Genomic DNA, 16,540 nt, shown 5'->3' on the forward strand with positions numbered 1-16,540 from the left:
TTTTGTCGAAAGTATCTAAGGTATGTACTTTATAGTTAGGTGGTAGTATTAAGTGTTTTCAGAAGATATCATTCAGAAAATAAAAGAAGAAAGTGACATAGTGGATATCGTTTCGGAAGTGACTCCTTTAAGGAAAGCAGGAAGAAACTATATTGGGAGATGCCCTTTTCATAATGAGAAAACTCCATCATTTACGGTATCACCTGATAAGCAAATCTATAAATGTTTTGGATGTGGGGAAGCGGGAAATGCCATAAGTTTTATAATGAAAACAAGAAATTTAGCTTTTCCTGATGCCATTAAAATTCTTGCTGAAAAGATAGGTGTAGAGATAGAGGATGATTCTGGGAATAAGGAAACCAAAGCAAAATATAATAGAATGTATGATATTAATGTAACTGCAGCTCGTTATTTTTATGCTAATTTAAAAAAGAATAATAATCCATATAGCTATTTAAAAAATAGAGGTATTAATGATAGGATAATTACGAAATTCGGTCTTGGATATGCATTAGATAATTGGCATGGAGTACAAAACTATTTAAAAAATAGAGGATTTAGTGAAAATGAGATACTAGCGCTAGGACTTACGGTAAAAAATGAAAAGGGAAATATATATGATAGATTTAGAAATAGAATTATATTTCCAGTATTTGATGTTAACGGTAGAGTAATAGGATTTGGAGGAAGAGTTTTAGATGACTCTAAGCCAAAGTATTTAAATTCACCAGAAACTGTATTGTTTAAAAAGGGCATACATCTTTATGGATTAAACATAGCTATAAAGAATAATCAGCATAAGTATGTGATAATGGTAGAAGGTTACATGGATGTTATTTCTTTGTTTCAACAAGGAGTGACTAATGTAGTGGCTACTTTAGGTACAGCACTTACAGAAAAACAAAGTAAGTTATTAAAAAGGTATTTTGATAAGGTGATTATTTCATTTGATGCAGATTTGGCCGGTCAGAATGCTACAATGAGAGGATTAGAAATATTAAAAAAACATGGGTTTGACATTAGAGTTCTTCAAATTCCCAAGGGAAAGGATCCAGATGAGTACATAAGAGATAGGGGAAGAGAAGAATTTTTAAAGTTGGTGGATAATGCATTACCGCTTATAGATTATAGATTAAAAAAGGCAGAGGTGGGAATAAATTTTTCAAGCAAAGAAATGATAATAAGGTATACTAAGGAAGTATCAGAAATTTTATCATCCCTAGATACCATTGAAAAAGCAGTCTATATAAAACAAGTTTCACAAAAAACAGGTATTAGTGAAGAAGCAATATTAGAGGCAACTAATGAAAAAACAAAGAAAAATATAAAAAATGAAAGAAATGTTAATATAAATGAGGAATTTAGGCAAAAATTATATTTAGAGCCTGCCTATATTAAGGCAGAGAGAACTCTGTTAAAATTGTGTTTTAAGGAAACTCTCTTAGAAAAGGTAAATAAATTAATAAAACCTGAGGATTTTATAACAGAGGGTTATAAGTTTATTTATGATATCATAAGTAATGATGAAGGTAGTTCTATAGAGAATAAATTTAAAAATATAGAGAATGAAATATTACGAAATAGTGAATACACTAAAGATTGGATTAAATTACAAGAACTAAATCTTAATATAGAAGAGAGTAACATAGAAAAAATGATAAAAGACTGTATTAAAGAGCTGAAAAAATATAGGTTAGAGGAGACGAAAAAAGAGATTATGAAGGAAATAAAGCTGTGTGAATCAAAAGGTTTAATAGAAAAATCTTTGAGATTAGCTAAAGAATTAATGGAAATACAAAAGGAAATATCAATTATATAAACATGAGAAAGGAGGTAATGTGATGAAGGATAAAAATGCTAAGATGGTAATAATTAAGAAACTTATAGAAAAAGGAAAAAAGAAAGGTTCATTAACTTATAAAGAGATAATGGATGAAATAGAACATATAGAGTTAACACCAGAACAAATAGAGAAGGTATATGAAGTTCTTGATTCTATGGATATAGACATTGTTGGAGAAATTCAAGAAGAAGAGGAAGAAGAGGAATTTGATATCTCTATACCAGAGGGAATAGCTATAGATGATCCGGTTAGAATGTATTTAAAGGAGATAGGAAAGGTTCCACTATTATCGTCTGATGAGGAGATAATTTTAGCTGAAAGAATTGAGGAAGGGGATGAATATGCAAAGAAAAAACTTGCAGAAGCAAACCTTAGATTAGTTGTTAGTATAGCTAAAAGATATGTAGGAAGAGGAATGTTGTTCCTAGACTTAATACAAGAAGGTAATCTAGGACTTATAAAGGCAGTAGAAAAGTTTGATTATAGAAAAGGATTTAAATTTAGTACCTATGCTACATGGTGGATTAGACAGGCAATAACTAGGGCTATTGCAGATCAAGCTAGAACTATAAGGATACCAGTGCATATGGTAGAGACTATAAATAAATTGATTAGAGTATCAAGACAATTACTTCAAGAACTTGGAAGAGAACCATTACCAGAAGAGATTGCAAAATATATGGATATGACTGTAGATAAAGTTAGAGAAATAATGAAAATAGCTCAAGAGCCGGTTTCTTTAGAGACTCCAATAGGTGAAGAGGAAGATAGCCATTTGGGTGACTTTATTCCAGATGATGATGCACCAGCTCCAGCAGAGGCAGCAGCATTTACTATGCTGAAAGAACAACTAATAAGTCAATTACGCACATTAACTCCAAGAGAAGAAAAGGTATTAAGATTAAGATTTGGGCTTGATGATGGTAGAGCTAGAACCTTAGAAGAAGTAGGTAAAGAATTTAATGTTACCAGGGAAAGAATAAGGCAGATAGAAGCAAAGGCCTTAAGAAAGTTAAGGCATCCTAGTAGAAGTAAAAAATTAAAGGACTATTTAGATTAGAACACCTTAAGTTTAGGTGTTCTTTTTAATTCTTTGAAAAGATAAAGGTTGAATTTTTTGTAAGTATGGAATATAAATATAATATAATGGATAATTATATGAAGTTTCTAAAATGTGAATTTATTCATTTTAAGTTTATATGTATAAATAATTATGATATAATTTCCGTAAGGTGGTGGATGCATGAGAATATTTAAATCGAAGCATAAATTAGAAATAGTACCAACTATTATAACTACTTTGCTTCTAAATATAATTGGAATATTTGTAATCTATATTGGAGATTCATATTTAGTATTAAATCTTATAAGAACAATATTAATAATATATAATATTTTTAATATATATAACATTTTACTTTGGTTTACATTAAAATATGAAATTCATGATAATGAAATAATTATAAAAGCCATAGGCGGATTAAAGAAGATTAGAATAAATTTGAATGATGTTCAGTGTTATACCATACAGACAGGAAAGATAAAGGGCATTAGGTTATCTGGAATAGCATCTAATAAATTTGCATTGGGGCGTATAGCCATTAAAAATTTAGGAACAACAAGGATGTTTGTAACAAATAGTTCTAGTGTTATATATCTAAAAACAGAAGATATGAATTATGGGGTATCCCCTATTTCTAAAGTGAAGTTTGAGGAATTTTTAAAGGAAAAATGTGTAATTAATAGGCCATGGGAAAAGAAATTTAACAAAACTAATAGGTTATATAAAGATAAACAATTTATCATTCCTCTTATTATAGCAAGTGTAATAACATTAGTAATAACTTTCAATCCTATTGTATTATATTTATTTGATAAATTACCTGATGTAATGCCGCTAGCATTTGATAGTTCGTTAAGGGCAACAGAAGTAGGAACTGATAAACAATTCGTATTTGCGCAGATGACATATGGAATTTGTAATATGGCAATTCTATTTTGTATGTATTACGCATCCCATTTTTCAGCTAGATATGATAAGAAGACTGCACATAGATATATCTATGGAGCTTTAATTATATCTTTATTTTTATTAATTTTACAATTTAGAATTATAAGTTTAGCATTATAAATTAAGATAGGTGAAGGCATGATAATAAGTAATAGATTAAAACACATATGTGATTTAGTAACAGAAGTGAAGAGTATAGTGGATGTAGGCACAGATCATGGATATGTTCCAATATACCTTATAAAATATAAAAATGTAAAGAGTGCTATAGCTAGTGATATAAATAAGGGGCCAGTAGAAAGAGCTATTAATAATATTAATAATTATGATTTACAGGACAAAATTATCTGTAGGCTGGGCGGAGGGCTTACAACCATACATCCTAGAGAAGTAGAAGCTGCGGTAATAGCTGGTATGGGTGGAAACCTAATAAGAGATATTATAGAAGATAGTAAAGAAGTATTTAAAGAACTTAAATATGTAGTGGTGCAGCCAGTACAAAATCCAGAGGTGTTAAGAGAATATATTTATAAAAGCGGATATATAATTTTAGATGAAGAAATTATAAAAGACGAAGACAAATACTATGAGATAATTAAAGTAAAATACGGAAATGATAAAAAGCAAGAGGACCCTATTTATTATGAAGTAAGTAAAGTATTATTGGCTAAGAAAAATCCTCTATTCAGGGAGTATTTAGAATATAAACTTGATAAGTATATTGGAGTTTATGAAAAATTAACAGATGAAACGGAAGGTGCAAAGAGAAGAAAAGAAGAACTACAAGATAAAATCCAAAAGTTTAAGGAGTTTTTAAAATGTCTTTAAAGGTAACTGATATTATAAACATAATGGAAAAGATAGCACCGACACAGTTAAAAGAAAGTTATGATAATGTGGGACTTATGGTTGGTGACAAAGAGGCTATGGTATCAAAAGTGTTGGTAGCTCTTGATTGTACTTTAGAAGTAATAGACGAAGGGAAAAAATTAGGGGTAGATATGATATTAACACATCACCCATTGATTTTTAAAAAGCCATCATCTATAACTACAGATACGCTACAGGGAAGAAAAATTATAGAACTAATAAAAAGTGATATTAATCTCTATTCTTCACATACAAATTGGGATGCTGTAGAAAATGGATTTAATGATACTATAGTTTCTATTCTAGGTTTTGGACATGGAGAAATTATGGAGATAAATTCGTTAGGTGAAAATACAGGCATAGGTAGGATTGTAAAGTTAGAAGAAGAAAAGAGTTTAAAGTATATAATAGAGGTGGTTAAGGATCAATTAAATATCGCCAAAACTAGATATACTGGTGAGTTACATAAAAAAATTAAGAAGATAGCCATTATAAATGGAAGCGGAGAAGATTATTTTGAAAGAGCTATTGAATTAGGCGCTGATCTTGTAATTACAGGAGATACAACTTATCATTTTGTTTCAGACTATACTGAAATGGGATTAAGTATATTAGACATAGGACATTTTAATTCTGAGTGGCCAGTACTAGTTTATTTATCTCTTAAGTTAAAAAAGCTACTAAATAAAAATGATGTAGAGCTAATAATTTCTGAAAATATTAAAGATCCATATAAATTTATTTAAAGAAATAATCATATGTAGTTTAAATTAATATAATATGATTATGAATATAGAAATATTTTAAAAATTTAATTATCTAAAATTTATATTTATATTAAAATTTTATTTGCAATATTAAATTATATGTGGTAATATTAATAATGCGAGTAAGCCAGACAATCGCTGCTGACATTGTCAGGAGAGGAAAGTCCGAGCTCCATAGGGCAAGGGTGCTGGGTAACTCCCAGTGGAGGCGACTCTAAGGAAAGTGCAACAGAGAGATACCGCCAAAGGCATGTAAGTGTACTGGTAAGGATGGAAAGGTGAGGTAAGAGCTCACCAGCGCAATGGCGACTTTGCGGCTATGTAAACCCCATCTGGAGCAAGATCAATAGGAGGACATTTAAGGGGTTGCCCGCTCCGTCCTCGGGTGTATCGCTTGAGCTTATTGGTAACAATAGGCCTAGATAGATGATTGTCAAATACAGAACTCGGCTTATAGGTTTAGTCGTACCATTGAAAACACTAGGTTTCAAAGCTTAGTGTTTTTTTATTGCCAATTTTTAGTGTTTTTAAAATATGTTTTATTAAATAAGCAAGTATTTAGAACTTATTTAGGCAAAGGCAAAAGGTAGTTCTATTATAGAACTACCTTTTTAACAAGGACTTAGACAAATTAATCTGGTAAAAATTTTGCAAAGGAGGTTTTTAAAACCGCCTCATATAGTATGATATCATATATTATCATAAGTGTCTATGATTTTACAGAATATTAAATCAATTTCTATAAAATGAGGAGATATATTTATCACAGAAATATATTTTTTTAATAGAAAGTGATTAAAGTTAAAGACTATAGTCAATAATTCATATTTTTTGTCGAATTTTGAATATGAAAATTGAATATAAATAAAAATTACATTATAATAAATATAAGATTAACTTAGTGAGGAGAAACTTTATGAATAAAACTTTAGAAAATTTACTGAATAAGCTTATTGATTGGATTACAACAAAAGGAGTAAAGCTTGTTATTGGAATTGTTATAATATACATTGGATGGAAGATAATTAAGAAAATAATTAAAGCTATGAATAGCTTCTTAGAACGAAAAAACGTAGATGTAACATTAAGGTCATTTTTAGATGCTTTTGTAGATATAGTTTTAAAAATTATTCTAATAATTGTAGTCATGGGATATGTAGAAATTGAGACTGCAGGCCTAGCTGCACTAATTGCATCTGCAGGGTTAGCAATAGGACTTGCATTACAAGGTAGTTTATCAAATTTTGCGGGTGGAGTAATTATTTTATTAATTAGACCTTTTAATGTGGGTGATTATATTGATGCTACAGGTTATTCAGGAGTAGTTGATAAAATAAGAATTTTTTATACCCACTTGGTGACTCCAGATAATAAAGAAATATTAATTCCTAATGGAACCTTGGCTAATGGAAGTGTAACAAACTACTCTTCAAAAGAATTGAGAAGAGTGGATTTAACCTTTAGTGTGGGATATGATGATGATATAGTGAATGTGAAAAGGGTACTTACTACTATTGTAGAGTCCCACCGGTTAATACTTAAAAATCCAGAGCCATTTATATCATTATCGGAATATGGAGGAAGTTACCTAAATTTTGATGTAAAGGTTTGGGTTAAAAATGAAGATTATTGGAAGGTTCATTTTGATTTATTAGAGTGTGTGAAAATTAAATTTGATGATGAGAGTATAAGTATTCCTTACCAACAGATGGACATACATATAAAAAAAGATTAGTTTTAAATTTTAGAAATAAATTTTAAGGAATTAGAAAATAAAAAATATTATTAGTGAGGAAATATCGATATATGCATTCCACATATGAATCCATATTATGAAGAAATATTAAATGATTATGATAAGCATCAAAAGAGATTGGTTCAAGGGTAGAAATCTCTACTTTTGAACCAATATATTTTATTAAAGTTATAAATTAACAAAGCATATATGATATTTGAGATATATAGAAGGAAAAGGAAGGTATTCTATCGCATTATGTATTTTTCTTTATAAATTACCAGAAATACATTTGACTTTTAAATATTTTGAGGAATAAAATAGAATAGTATATTAATTTAAAGAATAGAGAAAACGTGATATTATATTAGTATATGATAATTTAAGTTTAATGATATAAAGAGTATTATAGCTGATGATTAATATTGAATAATTAATTGGAGTGATTTTTTTATGAAGATTCTAGTGTTATCTGCTACCACTGGTGCAGGGCATATGAAGGCAGCAGAAGCAATTAAAAAAGATTTAGAATCAAAGGATGGGGATATAGAAGTATATATAGTTGATGCTATAAAATATATAAATACTATTTTAAATTGGATTATAGTTAAGGGGTATATTGGAAGTGTCAAATATGCTCCTAGAGTTTTTGGTAAATTATATTATGATACAGATAAAGATAGTTTGTTAGCTAAATTTGTTGAAAGATTAAATGGTATTTTTTCGAAAAAGCTAATAAAGCTTATAGATAAACTAAAGCCAGAATATATTGTTTCCACACATCCATTTGCAACAGAAATGGTTTCTAATCTTAAAAGTAAAAACATAGTTAATGCTCCTTTAATCTGTACTATAACAGATTATGCACCACATCATCTATGGATTGATGATAATGTGGATGCATATTTAGTTGCCTGTGAAGAAATGGTTGAGGAGATGACGAGTAGAGGTGTGGAAATAGAGAAAATATATCCCTATGGGATTCCTGTTGATCCTATATTTACAAAGAGAATTAACAAAAGTGCTGTATTGAAAGCTATGGGTCTAAAAGAAAACAAACCAGTTCTATTACTTATGTGTGGCAGTTTTGGAGTAAATAACATAGTGGAAATTTATAATGATTTAATGAAAAGTAATGCTGATTTTCAAATAGTTGCAGTATGTGGTAGTAATGAAAAATTATATAAAAAATTATTAAGAGAATCAGGGGAAAATAGAAATAAAGAAATAAAAATCTTAGGTTTTAGTGACGAGATAAACAATCTCATGCATGTAGCAGATATACTTATTACTAAGCCTGGTGGTATGACAATTTCTGAAGCATTAAATGTAAAAATTCCAATGCTAGTTTTTGATGCTATCCCAGGACAGGAAGAAAAGAATGCAGAATTTCTTATTTCGAGAGGAATGGGTATAAGCATAGGAGATGGAAAGACATGCAGACATACTGTGGAAAAATTACTATGCGATAAAGGTCAATTACAACTAATGGAGAAGAATTGTAATAATTTTAACAAACAATATAGCTTTAGAAAATTATTAGATGAATTGAAAAATAGATAATAATATTTAAAAAACTTCGTTATATAAAAGCTATGACGAAGTTTTTTTATTGTAAATAAAATGGTAAATATGATAAAAATAGACAATAAATCTTGCGAGAGTTATCAGAATTATAGATTTAATTGAAAAATTTTAAAAACTTTTAATTAATTGTTGAAAGTTTATTAAAAATCTTATAAACTAATGGTGGACAAATTATATGTAATTTATTTTGCAAAGGAGTGAAGAAATGAGTAACAAGGATAATTTAATTAATGAAAATGGTAAACTTAAGAGAGAATTGGGTTTATTTGCTGCTACTGCAATTGTTGTTGGAAACATAATTGGATCTGGTATATTTATGTCTCCATCTAGTTTTGCAAGAGTTACAAATCCCAAAGTAGCAATACTTGCATGGATTATTACTTCTATAGGATCTTTACTTATTGCTCTGAGCTTTGCCAATTTAGGTTCAAAAATGCCTAAAACTGGTGGACCTATTGTTTATACAAGAGCAGCGTTTGGTGATTTTGCTGGGTTTTTGATTGCTTGGTCCTTTTGGATTGGTTCATGGATAGGAAATTGTGCAATTATAACAGCATTTATGAGTTATTTTGTTTATTTTGTACCTCAAGCAAATAATCCATTAATAGCATTTTTAGTATGTACCGCAGTAGTATGGATATTTACTGCAATAAATATTTTTGGTACAAAGCACGTAGGTATAGTAGGTACAGTAGCAACCATATTAAAAGTTGGAGTACTTGTAGTATTTATAGTTATAGCTGGAATTAATTTTGACCCAACTTATTTTAATACTGTGACAAGCCCTGAAGTATCAGGAATGTCAACGTTATCAGCAGCTATAGCAATAGCACTTTGGTCATTTGTAGGACTAGAAAGTGTTACTGTTGCTGGGGGAGAAATAAAAAATCCTGAGAAAAATATTAAAAAAAGTACAATATACGGTGTAATTATAGTTTCAATTATATACATAGTTATGAGTGTTGTAGCTATGGGATCTATGAGTCAAGGTGAACTTGCTAATTCTACAGCTCCATTAGCAGATATTATCAATAAGGCTACAGGAGCTAAGTGGGGTGGAGCATTTATAGCTGTAGGAGCTTTAATATCAACTTTAGGAGCAACAGTAGGATGGCTTTTAACAACAGCAAGAAGTGCTGTAGGAGCTGCAGAAGATGGGTTATTCCCTTCATTTTTCAAAAAGGTTAATCCTAAATATAATACTCCAGTAGTATCGCTAGTTATAAGTGGTATATGTATGAATGTGTTATTAATAATGAACTATGTGGGTACATTACAATCTGCCTTTGATTTTATGATACTACTAGCAACATTATCTTTCTTGCCAGCATATTCATTTTCAGCTGCAGCAGAAATGGTTTTATTATTTAAGAAAAGTGAAGAGTTTAACATATTTAGCTTTTTAAAGAATTCTTTCTTCTCATTACTTGCTTTTGCATATTCCATATATGCAATATATGGAACAGGTGCAGAGGTTGTAATGTATGGATTCCTACTAATGCTTGTAGGAATACCGGTTTATGTATATATGATGTTACAAAAAAATAAAGATAATAAAAATGTAGATAAATTAAAAGAAGAAGCAGGAATAATTGATTAATAAAAATAGCTTGTCTCAGTAAATGAGACAAGCTATTTTTTTATTGTAGCATTCGGCAAAAAAATATAAAATATATGTAAAGAAATATAGTATTGGTAGTAAAATATTGAAAATATATTTATTAATGTATAAAAAGGATATTTAGACATAGTTTAATCTGCGTTTAAATATCCTTTTTATATGATTAAAGATAAAACGCTAAATATTTAAACATAAAGTTATAAAAAAAGACGCATACTAGTATTAAATTTATACAAAAGGATAGAGTGATATGAAAAAGTATAGAATCATTGTTATATTATCATTAATAGGTGTCATTTTTATTGTAAATAGTAGTATTAATAGTATGTTCGTTAAGGCAAAGGATGATGAGAAAAAAGAATTTAAAATAGCTATAGTAATTGATGATTTTGGTTACAATGCCGAGGGAACAAAAGAGATGTTAGAATTAAATATTCCTTTAACAGCTGCAGTAATCCCATTTGAAGTAAGATCCAAAGAGATATCAGAATTAGCTATTGGTAATGGAAAGGAAGTAATAATTCATATGCCGATGGAAGCTAGTAATTGCAGTAAAAATTCTTTTGGTAAAAAATCTATAACTACGGATTTGTGCGATGAGGAGATTGAGAATAGAGTTAAGGCGGCACTAGAAGAAGTTAAGGGAGCAAAAGGATTAAATAATCATATGGGATCTAAGGCAACAAAGGATGAGAGGGTCATGAGATGTATACTTAAAGTAATTAAGGAAAATAATATGTTTTTTTTAAACTCTAAAACTTCTGGTAAAACTACATCTAATGATCTATGTAAGGAAATGGGGATAAAATACTATGAAAGAGATGTATTTCTTGATCATGTATCTACTCAAGAAAATGTAGAAAAGTCCTTAGAAAAAGCCTATGAAATTGCCAAGGAAAAGGGATATGCTATTGCAATTGGGCATGTAGGAACTCAAGGAGGGAAAAGTACAGTATATGGAATAAAAGCTAAGATACAATCTCTAGAAAAAAGAGGAGTGAAGTTTGTATTTTTAGAAGAAATAAACTAATTATAGATATTGATTACAATAACTAAAAATATTTCTATAAATTATTAAAGGTTGCCATTGGCAACCTTTAATAATTTTGTAGTTGGGATTAAATTTAAATGATAAATCGTATATCGTTTATAATAATATAATACACAATAATAGAGAAAAATGCAAATTAAGTACAGCATATTTAAATATAAAGAGTAGCAAATATGTACTTAAATATGAGAATATCTCTAAAATGCTTTGTTTTTCATTATAATATTTTATATTAATTAGATATAAATTAAAATTTTAAAATTCCTAAGCAATTAAGAGAAACAATTAATAATAGTAAAGGTGTAATATATCTCAATATAAATCTGTATATAGTTAATAGTGTTCCATTATTTAAAGTTCCATTGTTTGAAAGTTCTGTCTCTAAGTCTTCTTTTTTTTATCACATAGCCAACGAATAAAGCTGTTAATAACCCACCTAAAGGCATTAATAGGTTATCAGATAACATTCCAAAAAAATCAAATAGATTTACACCTAGAATTTGAACATTGCCTAGTAGACTTTCTGGATGTACAGTTAATACACCAATTATGGACATAGAACCCACTATAAAGAGTACTGATTTTTTTCTAGAAAACCCCTTTTCTTCAACTAAGAAAGCCACCGGAAATTCTACTATGGAAGTCATTGCAAAAGTTGCCGCAATTTCTGTAAGTATAAAGAAAAAGAGAAGTAAAATATTTCCTAAGGGTATCTTTGAAAAAGCTAGTGGTACTGTTTGGAATAATAATCCAGGGCCAGAAGCTGGATCTAACCCAAAAGAAAACACCACAGGAAAAATGGCAAGACCTGAAGTAAAAGTTTCGTGCTTGTCTTTATCTAAAGATACCGATAGATTTGATATTTTAGTATTTGACATTTTAAAATACTCCTCTAGCAAAATATTTAAGCCTGAAATAATTAATTTGATTACACAATTATTGATATAAAATACAGAAGAACAAAGAATATACAAGAATAAAAAAATAAAAGCTTATGAAGCAGTCATAAGCTTTTATTTTAGGTAGGGGTAATAAATTAAGATATATTAAATTAAGTTATATAACTTAATGAAGCTACTAAAAATTCATCAAAATATCTTTTGGATTATAACCATTATGATTCCAGCTTACGGGTCTAAACAACATAACTTTAAAATATGATAAATAGAGCATATTACTAAACACAAGAGTAATATACATTGTAAAAATATTAAACATATTTAAATAGTTGTTTAAATAAGACTTTTTCATGATTTTTCTCCTTATATATTGATTCGATAAATTTCATATTTAATACCAATTTTTATATTATTTTATATTATTTTTTTCTGTTTGTCAACACTTTATAGCGCAAAACTTTAACTTGATAAATTAATATGTTATCTTTAAATAAAGATAACATATTAATTCCTTCTGCATTTAGATTTAGACGGTTCCAATAAGTAAATTATGGATTTATATCAACTATTATCATATAGATTTAAAGGAGGTTTATATTTATAATAGGTTTATAACATAGTGTGAAAAGGAGTAAGAAATGACAATATATATATCAGAGCTAAACACCATGGAGAAGTTAGCTCCAGTTTTAGAAGAATTTAAAGTGGGATTAGAAGTTGTTACTTTTGGAAATAGCTGTATTTTAGAAGAGAGAGAGAAACATATTGAGGAGTTTAAAAATGGCATAAGTAGGCTTAATTACGAACCACAACTATCACTTCATGGACCTTATGCAGATTTAAGTCCAGGAAGCAAGGACACTTTAATTGCTGCTGCCACACTTCATAGATTTAATCAAGCCTATCAGGTTGCTAAAGAATTAACATGTGATAGAATAATATATCATTCAGGCTTTTTACCTAAAATTTATTGGGAAGAGCAGTGGGTAGAAAAATCTATTGAGTTTTGGAGAAAATTTAACAGCGATAAAGATAACAATATAAGCATTCATATAGAAAATGGATTTGATGAAGATTATGGATATATTAAAGAAATAGTAGATATTGTGGGAGAAGATAAATTTTCAGTATGTTTAGATATTGGACATGTAAATGTGTGTTCAAAAAATCATATTAATAACTGGATTAGAGGATTAAACTTAAGGATTAAACACGTTCATCTACACAATAATTATGGAGATATAGATAGTCATAGAGGACTTAGTAACGGAAATATAGATATTCATGAGGTTTTAGAACTACTGAGCATATATTCACCCAATGCTAATTACACCCTAGAAGTTTTTAATACTGAAGAATTAATTAAATCCATAAATATATTGAAAAAGAACTTTTTACAATTAAGAGAATAAGATTATAGTACATAATTTAAGGTAATAGAAAACCCATGGAATGTCTAATTCCATGGGTTTTTACAAATATATAAATAATTAATACATCTATTCTTTATTATCGGGACTATCCTCAGAGTAATTAGAATAATCATAGTTTGAAGTCATTGGTTCAGTAGGAATTATCAATGCACATATAATATAAGCTATAACGCCTCCAAAAAAAGCAGAAAAAATGGTGACTATCACCCATAAAAGTCTTATAAGGGTGGGATCTATACTGAAATAATTTCCAATTCCTACACAAACCCCATCTAATTTTTTATTATATCTCCCTTTATATAGTTTCTTTTCTAACATACATTTCACCTCACATTATATTTAGTATAGCATAAACTCAAAATAACTAATACTGTAACAATAGTAAAAATTTAATTAAAATTATCATTAAAGAATGTGTTTAATTTGTGCTATAACTTAATGTAATGTATATGTCAGCATAATATATTTATTAATTTTAAGAAGCATGTCTACAGATAAGATAATTCATAGAACATAATATAAAGATTATATAATTTTAATAAAATATAAATAAAAAATATATAAATTCATGTAAAATAAAATAATTTATTGAAAGTGTACTTAGATATTTATGCATTTTATTCAATATTCGAAAAATTTAATTGAAATATATAGAATTAATAGTATAATATACTAAAAGGTACCTTTTCAAAGGAAGGTGATAAATGGTAAAGATAATGTAAGAATAGGATTTTTAGGATAGATTATAGTAGTTTATGCTCTTTTAGTGAAAGTACGAATAAATGCAAAAAAGAATATATATATTTAAATATGAAATTTATTGGGGGTGAAGAATTGATTAAATATATTTTAAAAAGATTAGGTATGAGTGTAGTAACTTTATTCATAGTTATAACAGCCACTTTCTTTTTAATGAAGTTAATGCCAGGTGGACCATTTGATAGTGAAAAACCTCTTCCACCAGAAATAAAAGCTAATCTTGAAGCTAAATATGGATTAGATAAGCCACTTCATGAACAATATGCAATGTACTTAGGTGATTTGCTTAAAGGGGATTTAGGTCCAAGCATGAAGTATAAGGGAAGAGATGTACAAGAAATAATAGGATATTCTTTTCCAACTTCAGCAAAGTTAGGAACATCAGTTGTAATTGTATCAGTTTTATTTGGTGTTTTCTTAGGAATAATAGCAGCGCTTAACCATGGGAAATGGCCAGATTCAGTGTGTATGGTTTTAGCAACCTTAGGGGTAACTGTACCTGGTTTCGTTATAGCTACTTTGCTTATGTATGTATTTGGAGTTAAGCTAGGAATTCTTCCTATAACGGGCTTGAATGATTGGAAAAGTTATATATTACCAACGATAGCCTTAGGAGGATATTCTATAGCTTTTATATCAAGATTATCTAGATCAAAATTAGTAGAAGTTATGAAATCAGATTATATAAGGACTGCAAAAGCTAAAGGGGTAAATAGAAATAATATAATTATGAAACATGCTCTAAGAAACACATTAATTCCAATAGTTACTTATTTAGGACCTCTTGTTGCAGGAATATTAACTGGTAGTTTCGTAATAGAAAAAATATTTGCGATCCCGGGACTAGGTAGGGAGTTTGTTAATACAATTTCAAATAGAGACTATACAGCAGTACTAGGAGTAACAATATTTTATAGTGCACTAATAATTACATGTAATCTTATAGTAGATATTTTATATGTTGTCATAGATCCAAGAATTAAATTGGAAAATATAGAGCAATAGGGGGAGAAATTATGGAAGTTAATGAAAAGATAAATATTCCTCTTGATGTTGATTTTACCTTTGTACCAGAGGAAGAGAAAGATAAAAATACAATTTCTAGACCTAGTGTTTCTTATTGGAAGGACTCTTGGAGAAAACTTAAAAAAAATAAATTAGCATATATTGGATTAATATTTATTATATTAATTACTTTAAGTGCAATATTTGTACCAATGTTATCAAAGCATGACTATGTTAGCAATAATTTAATGATAATTAATGAAAGTCCTTCAGCTGAGTATTGGTTTGGAACAGACCAACTAGGAAGGGATATGTTTGTAAGAGTTATGTATGGAGCGAGATATTCCCTAATTATAGCTTTTACAGCATCCATACTTAATCTTTTTATAGGTATAGTTTATGGAGGAGTAGCAGGGTTTATAGGCGGTAAGATAGATAGTGTTATGATGAGAATAATAGATATTATATACTCAATACCAATGACTATATATGTAATTTTACTTATGGTTGCTTTTGGGAAGGGTGGAATGTTTAACATTATAATAGCATTAGCAATATCTTACTGGATTGGTATGGCTAGAATTGTAAGGGCAGAGATACTTCAAATGAAGGAGCAGGAATTTATTCTTGCTGCTAAAACCATTGGAGCATCTCAAAAAAGAATTCTATTTAGACATCTAATTCCTAACTGTTTAGGACCAATTATTGTAACTTTGACATTGCAAATTCCTTCAGCAATATTTACAGAAGCATTTCTAAGCTTTATAGGATTAGGGATTGCACCACCAGCGGCTTCTTGGGGAACTTTAGCCAATGAGGCTCTATCTAGTTTAAGATTGTATCCATATCAACTTTTATTCCCTACATTAGCTATATGTTTGACTATACTTGCATTCAATTTACTTGGTGATGGATTAAGAGATGCTCTAGATCCAAAAATTAAAAAGTAGGGGGTGAAA

General features: G+C 28.8%; 14 protein-coding genes and 1 other RNA gene. 13 read left to right on the forward strand and 2 right to left on the reverse strand.

The features are described 5' to 3' along the window. The first annotated feature begins 52 nt into the window (after positions 1-52). The 10 genes from dnaG (at position 53) to ACI48Q_RS06040 (ending at position 11,464) form a co-directional block, all read left to right on the forward strand. Positions 53-1,819, forward strand: coding sequence for a DNA primase (gene dnaG / locus ACI48Q_RS05995; protein WP_474918132.1), 1,767 nt, complete (start codon positions 53-55; stop codon positions 1,817-1,819). A gap of 22 nt (positions 1,820-1,841) precedes the next feature. Beyond that, entirely contained in the window at positions 1,842-2,903 is a 1,062-nt protein-coding gene (gene rpoD / locus ACI48Q_RS06000; RefSeq protein ID WP_474918133.1) for an RNA polymerase sigma factor RpoD, read from the forward strand. A gap of 183 nt (positions 2,904-3,086) precedes the next feature. Continuing rightward, the gene (locus tag ACI48Q_RS06005) at positions 3,087-3,974 is read left to right on the forward strand and encodes a PH domain-containing protein (protein WP_474918134.1); all 888 of its coding nucleotides are present in this window, start codon (positions 3,087-3,089) and stop codon (positions 3,972-3,974) included. Positions 3,975-3,992: 18 nt separating this feature from the next. Then, the gene (locus ACI48Q_RS06010; RefSeq protein ID WP_474918135.1) at positions 3,993-4,682 is read left to right on the forward strand and encodes a tRNA (adenine(22)-N(1))-methyltransferase; all 690 of its coding nucleotides are present in this window, start codon (positions 3,993-3,995) and stop codon (positions 4,680-4,682) included. After that, complete coding sequence (locus ACI48Q_RS06015) at positions 4,673-5,470, forward strand: Nif3-like dinuclear metal center hexameric protein (RefSeq protein ID WP_474918136.1); 798 nt, start codon at positions 4,673-4,675, stop codon at positions 5,468-5,470. Before ACI48Q_RS06010 ends, ACI48Q_RS06015 begins: the two co-directional genes overlap by 10 nt. Before the next feature lie 140 nt (positions 5,471-5,610). After that, positions 5,611-5,961, forward strand: an RNA gene (gene rnpB, locus ACI48Q_RS06020) — RNase P RNA component class A. Positions 5,962-6,407: 446 nt separating this feature from the next. Further along, the gene (locus ACI48Q_RS06025; protein ID WP_474918137.1) at positions 6,408-7,226 is read left to right on the forward strand and encodes a mechanosensitive ion channel family protein; all 819 of its coding nucleotides are present in this window, start codon (positions 6,408-6,410) and stop codon (positions 7,224-7,226) included. A gap of 453 nt (positions 7,227-7,679) precedes the next feature. Continuing rightward, positions 7,680-8,789 (forward strand): MGDG synthase family glycosyltransferase, encoded by a 1,110-nt coding sequence (locus ACI48Q_RS06030; RefSeq protein ID WP_474918138.1) that lies wholly within the window; start codon positions 7,680-7,682, stop codon positions 8,787-8,789. A 229-nt stretch (positions 8,790-9,018) separates the two neighbouring features. After that, entirely contained in the window at positions 9,019-10,413 is a 1,395-nt protein-coding gene (locus ACI48Q_RS06035) for an amino acid permease (protein WP_474918139.1), read from the forward strand. Positions 10,414-10,684: 271 nt separating this feature from the next. Next, positions 10,685-11,464: a divergent polysaccharide deacetylase family protein gene (locus tag ACI48Q_RS06040; RefSeq protein ID WP_474918140.1), complete on the forward strand. Its 780-nt coding sequence runs from the start codon at positions 10,685-10,687 to the stop codon at positions 11,462-11,464. A gap of 368 nt (positions 11,465-11,832) precedes the next feature. Here the strand turns inward: ACI48Q_RS06040 and ACI48Q_RS06045 are convergent, their stop codons facing one another. Continuing rightward, positions 11,833-12,363: a hypothetical protein gene (locus ACI48Q_RS06045; protein WP_474918141.1), complete on the reverse strand. Its 531-nt coding sequence runs from the start codon at positions 12,361-12,363 to the stop codon at positions 11,833-11,835. Between the two features lie 659 nt (positions 12,364-13,022). On the opposite strand from ACI48Q_RS06045, the gene ACI48Q_RS06050 reads away from it, so the two are divergent. Then, on the forward strand, positions 13,023-13,796 hold the full coding sequence (locus tag ACI48Q_RS06050; RefSeq protein WP_474918142.1) for a sugar phosphate isomerase/epimerase family protein: 774 nt from the start codon (positions 13,023-13,025) through the stop codon (positions 13,794-13,796). A gap of 87 nt (positions 13,797-13,883) precedes the next feature. Here ACI48Q_RS06050 and ACI48Q_RS06055 read toward each other — a convergent pair whose 3' ends face one another. Beyond that, positions 13,884-14,135, reverse strand: coding sequence for a PspC domain-containing protein (locus ACI48Q_RS06055; protein WP_474918143.1), 252 nt, complete (start codon positions 14,133-14,135; stop codon positions 13,884-13,886). A 516-nt stretch (positions 14,136-14,651) separates the two neighbouring features. Here ACI48Q_RS06055 and ACI48Q_RS06060 point away from each other — a divergent pair. Further along, on the forward strand, positions 14,652-15,581 hold the full coding sequence (locus ACI48Q_RS06060) for an ABC transporter permease (protein ID WP_474918144.1): 930 nt from the start codon (positions 14,652-14,654) through the stop codon (positions 15,579-15,581). 11 nt (positions 15,582-15,592) lie between these two features. Further along, positions 15,593-16,531, forward strand: a complete 939-nt coding sequence (locus ACI48Q_RS06065) for an ABC transporter permease (protein WP_474918145.1) — start codon at positions 15,593-15,595, stop codon at positions 16,529-16,531. The last annotated feature ends 9 nt before the right edge of the window (positions 16,532-16,540 follow it).

The sequence above is a fragment of the Clostridium sp. LXY-7 genome (assembly GCF_056172015.1).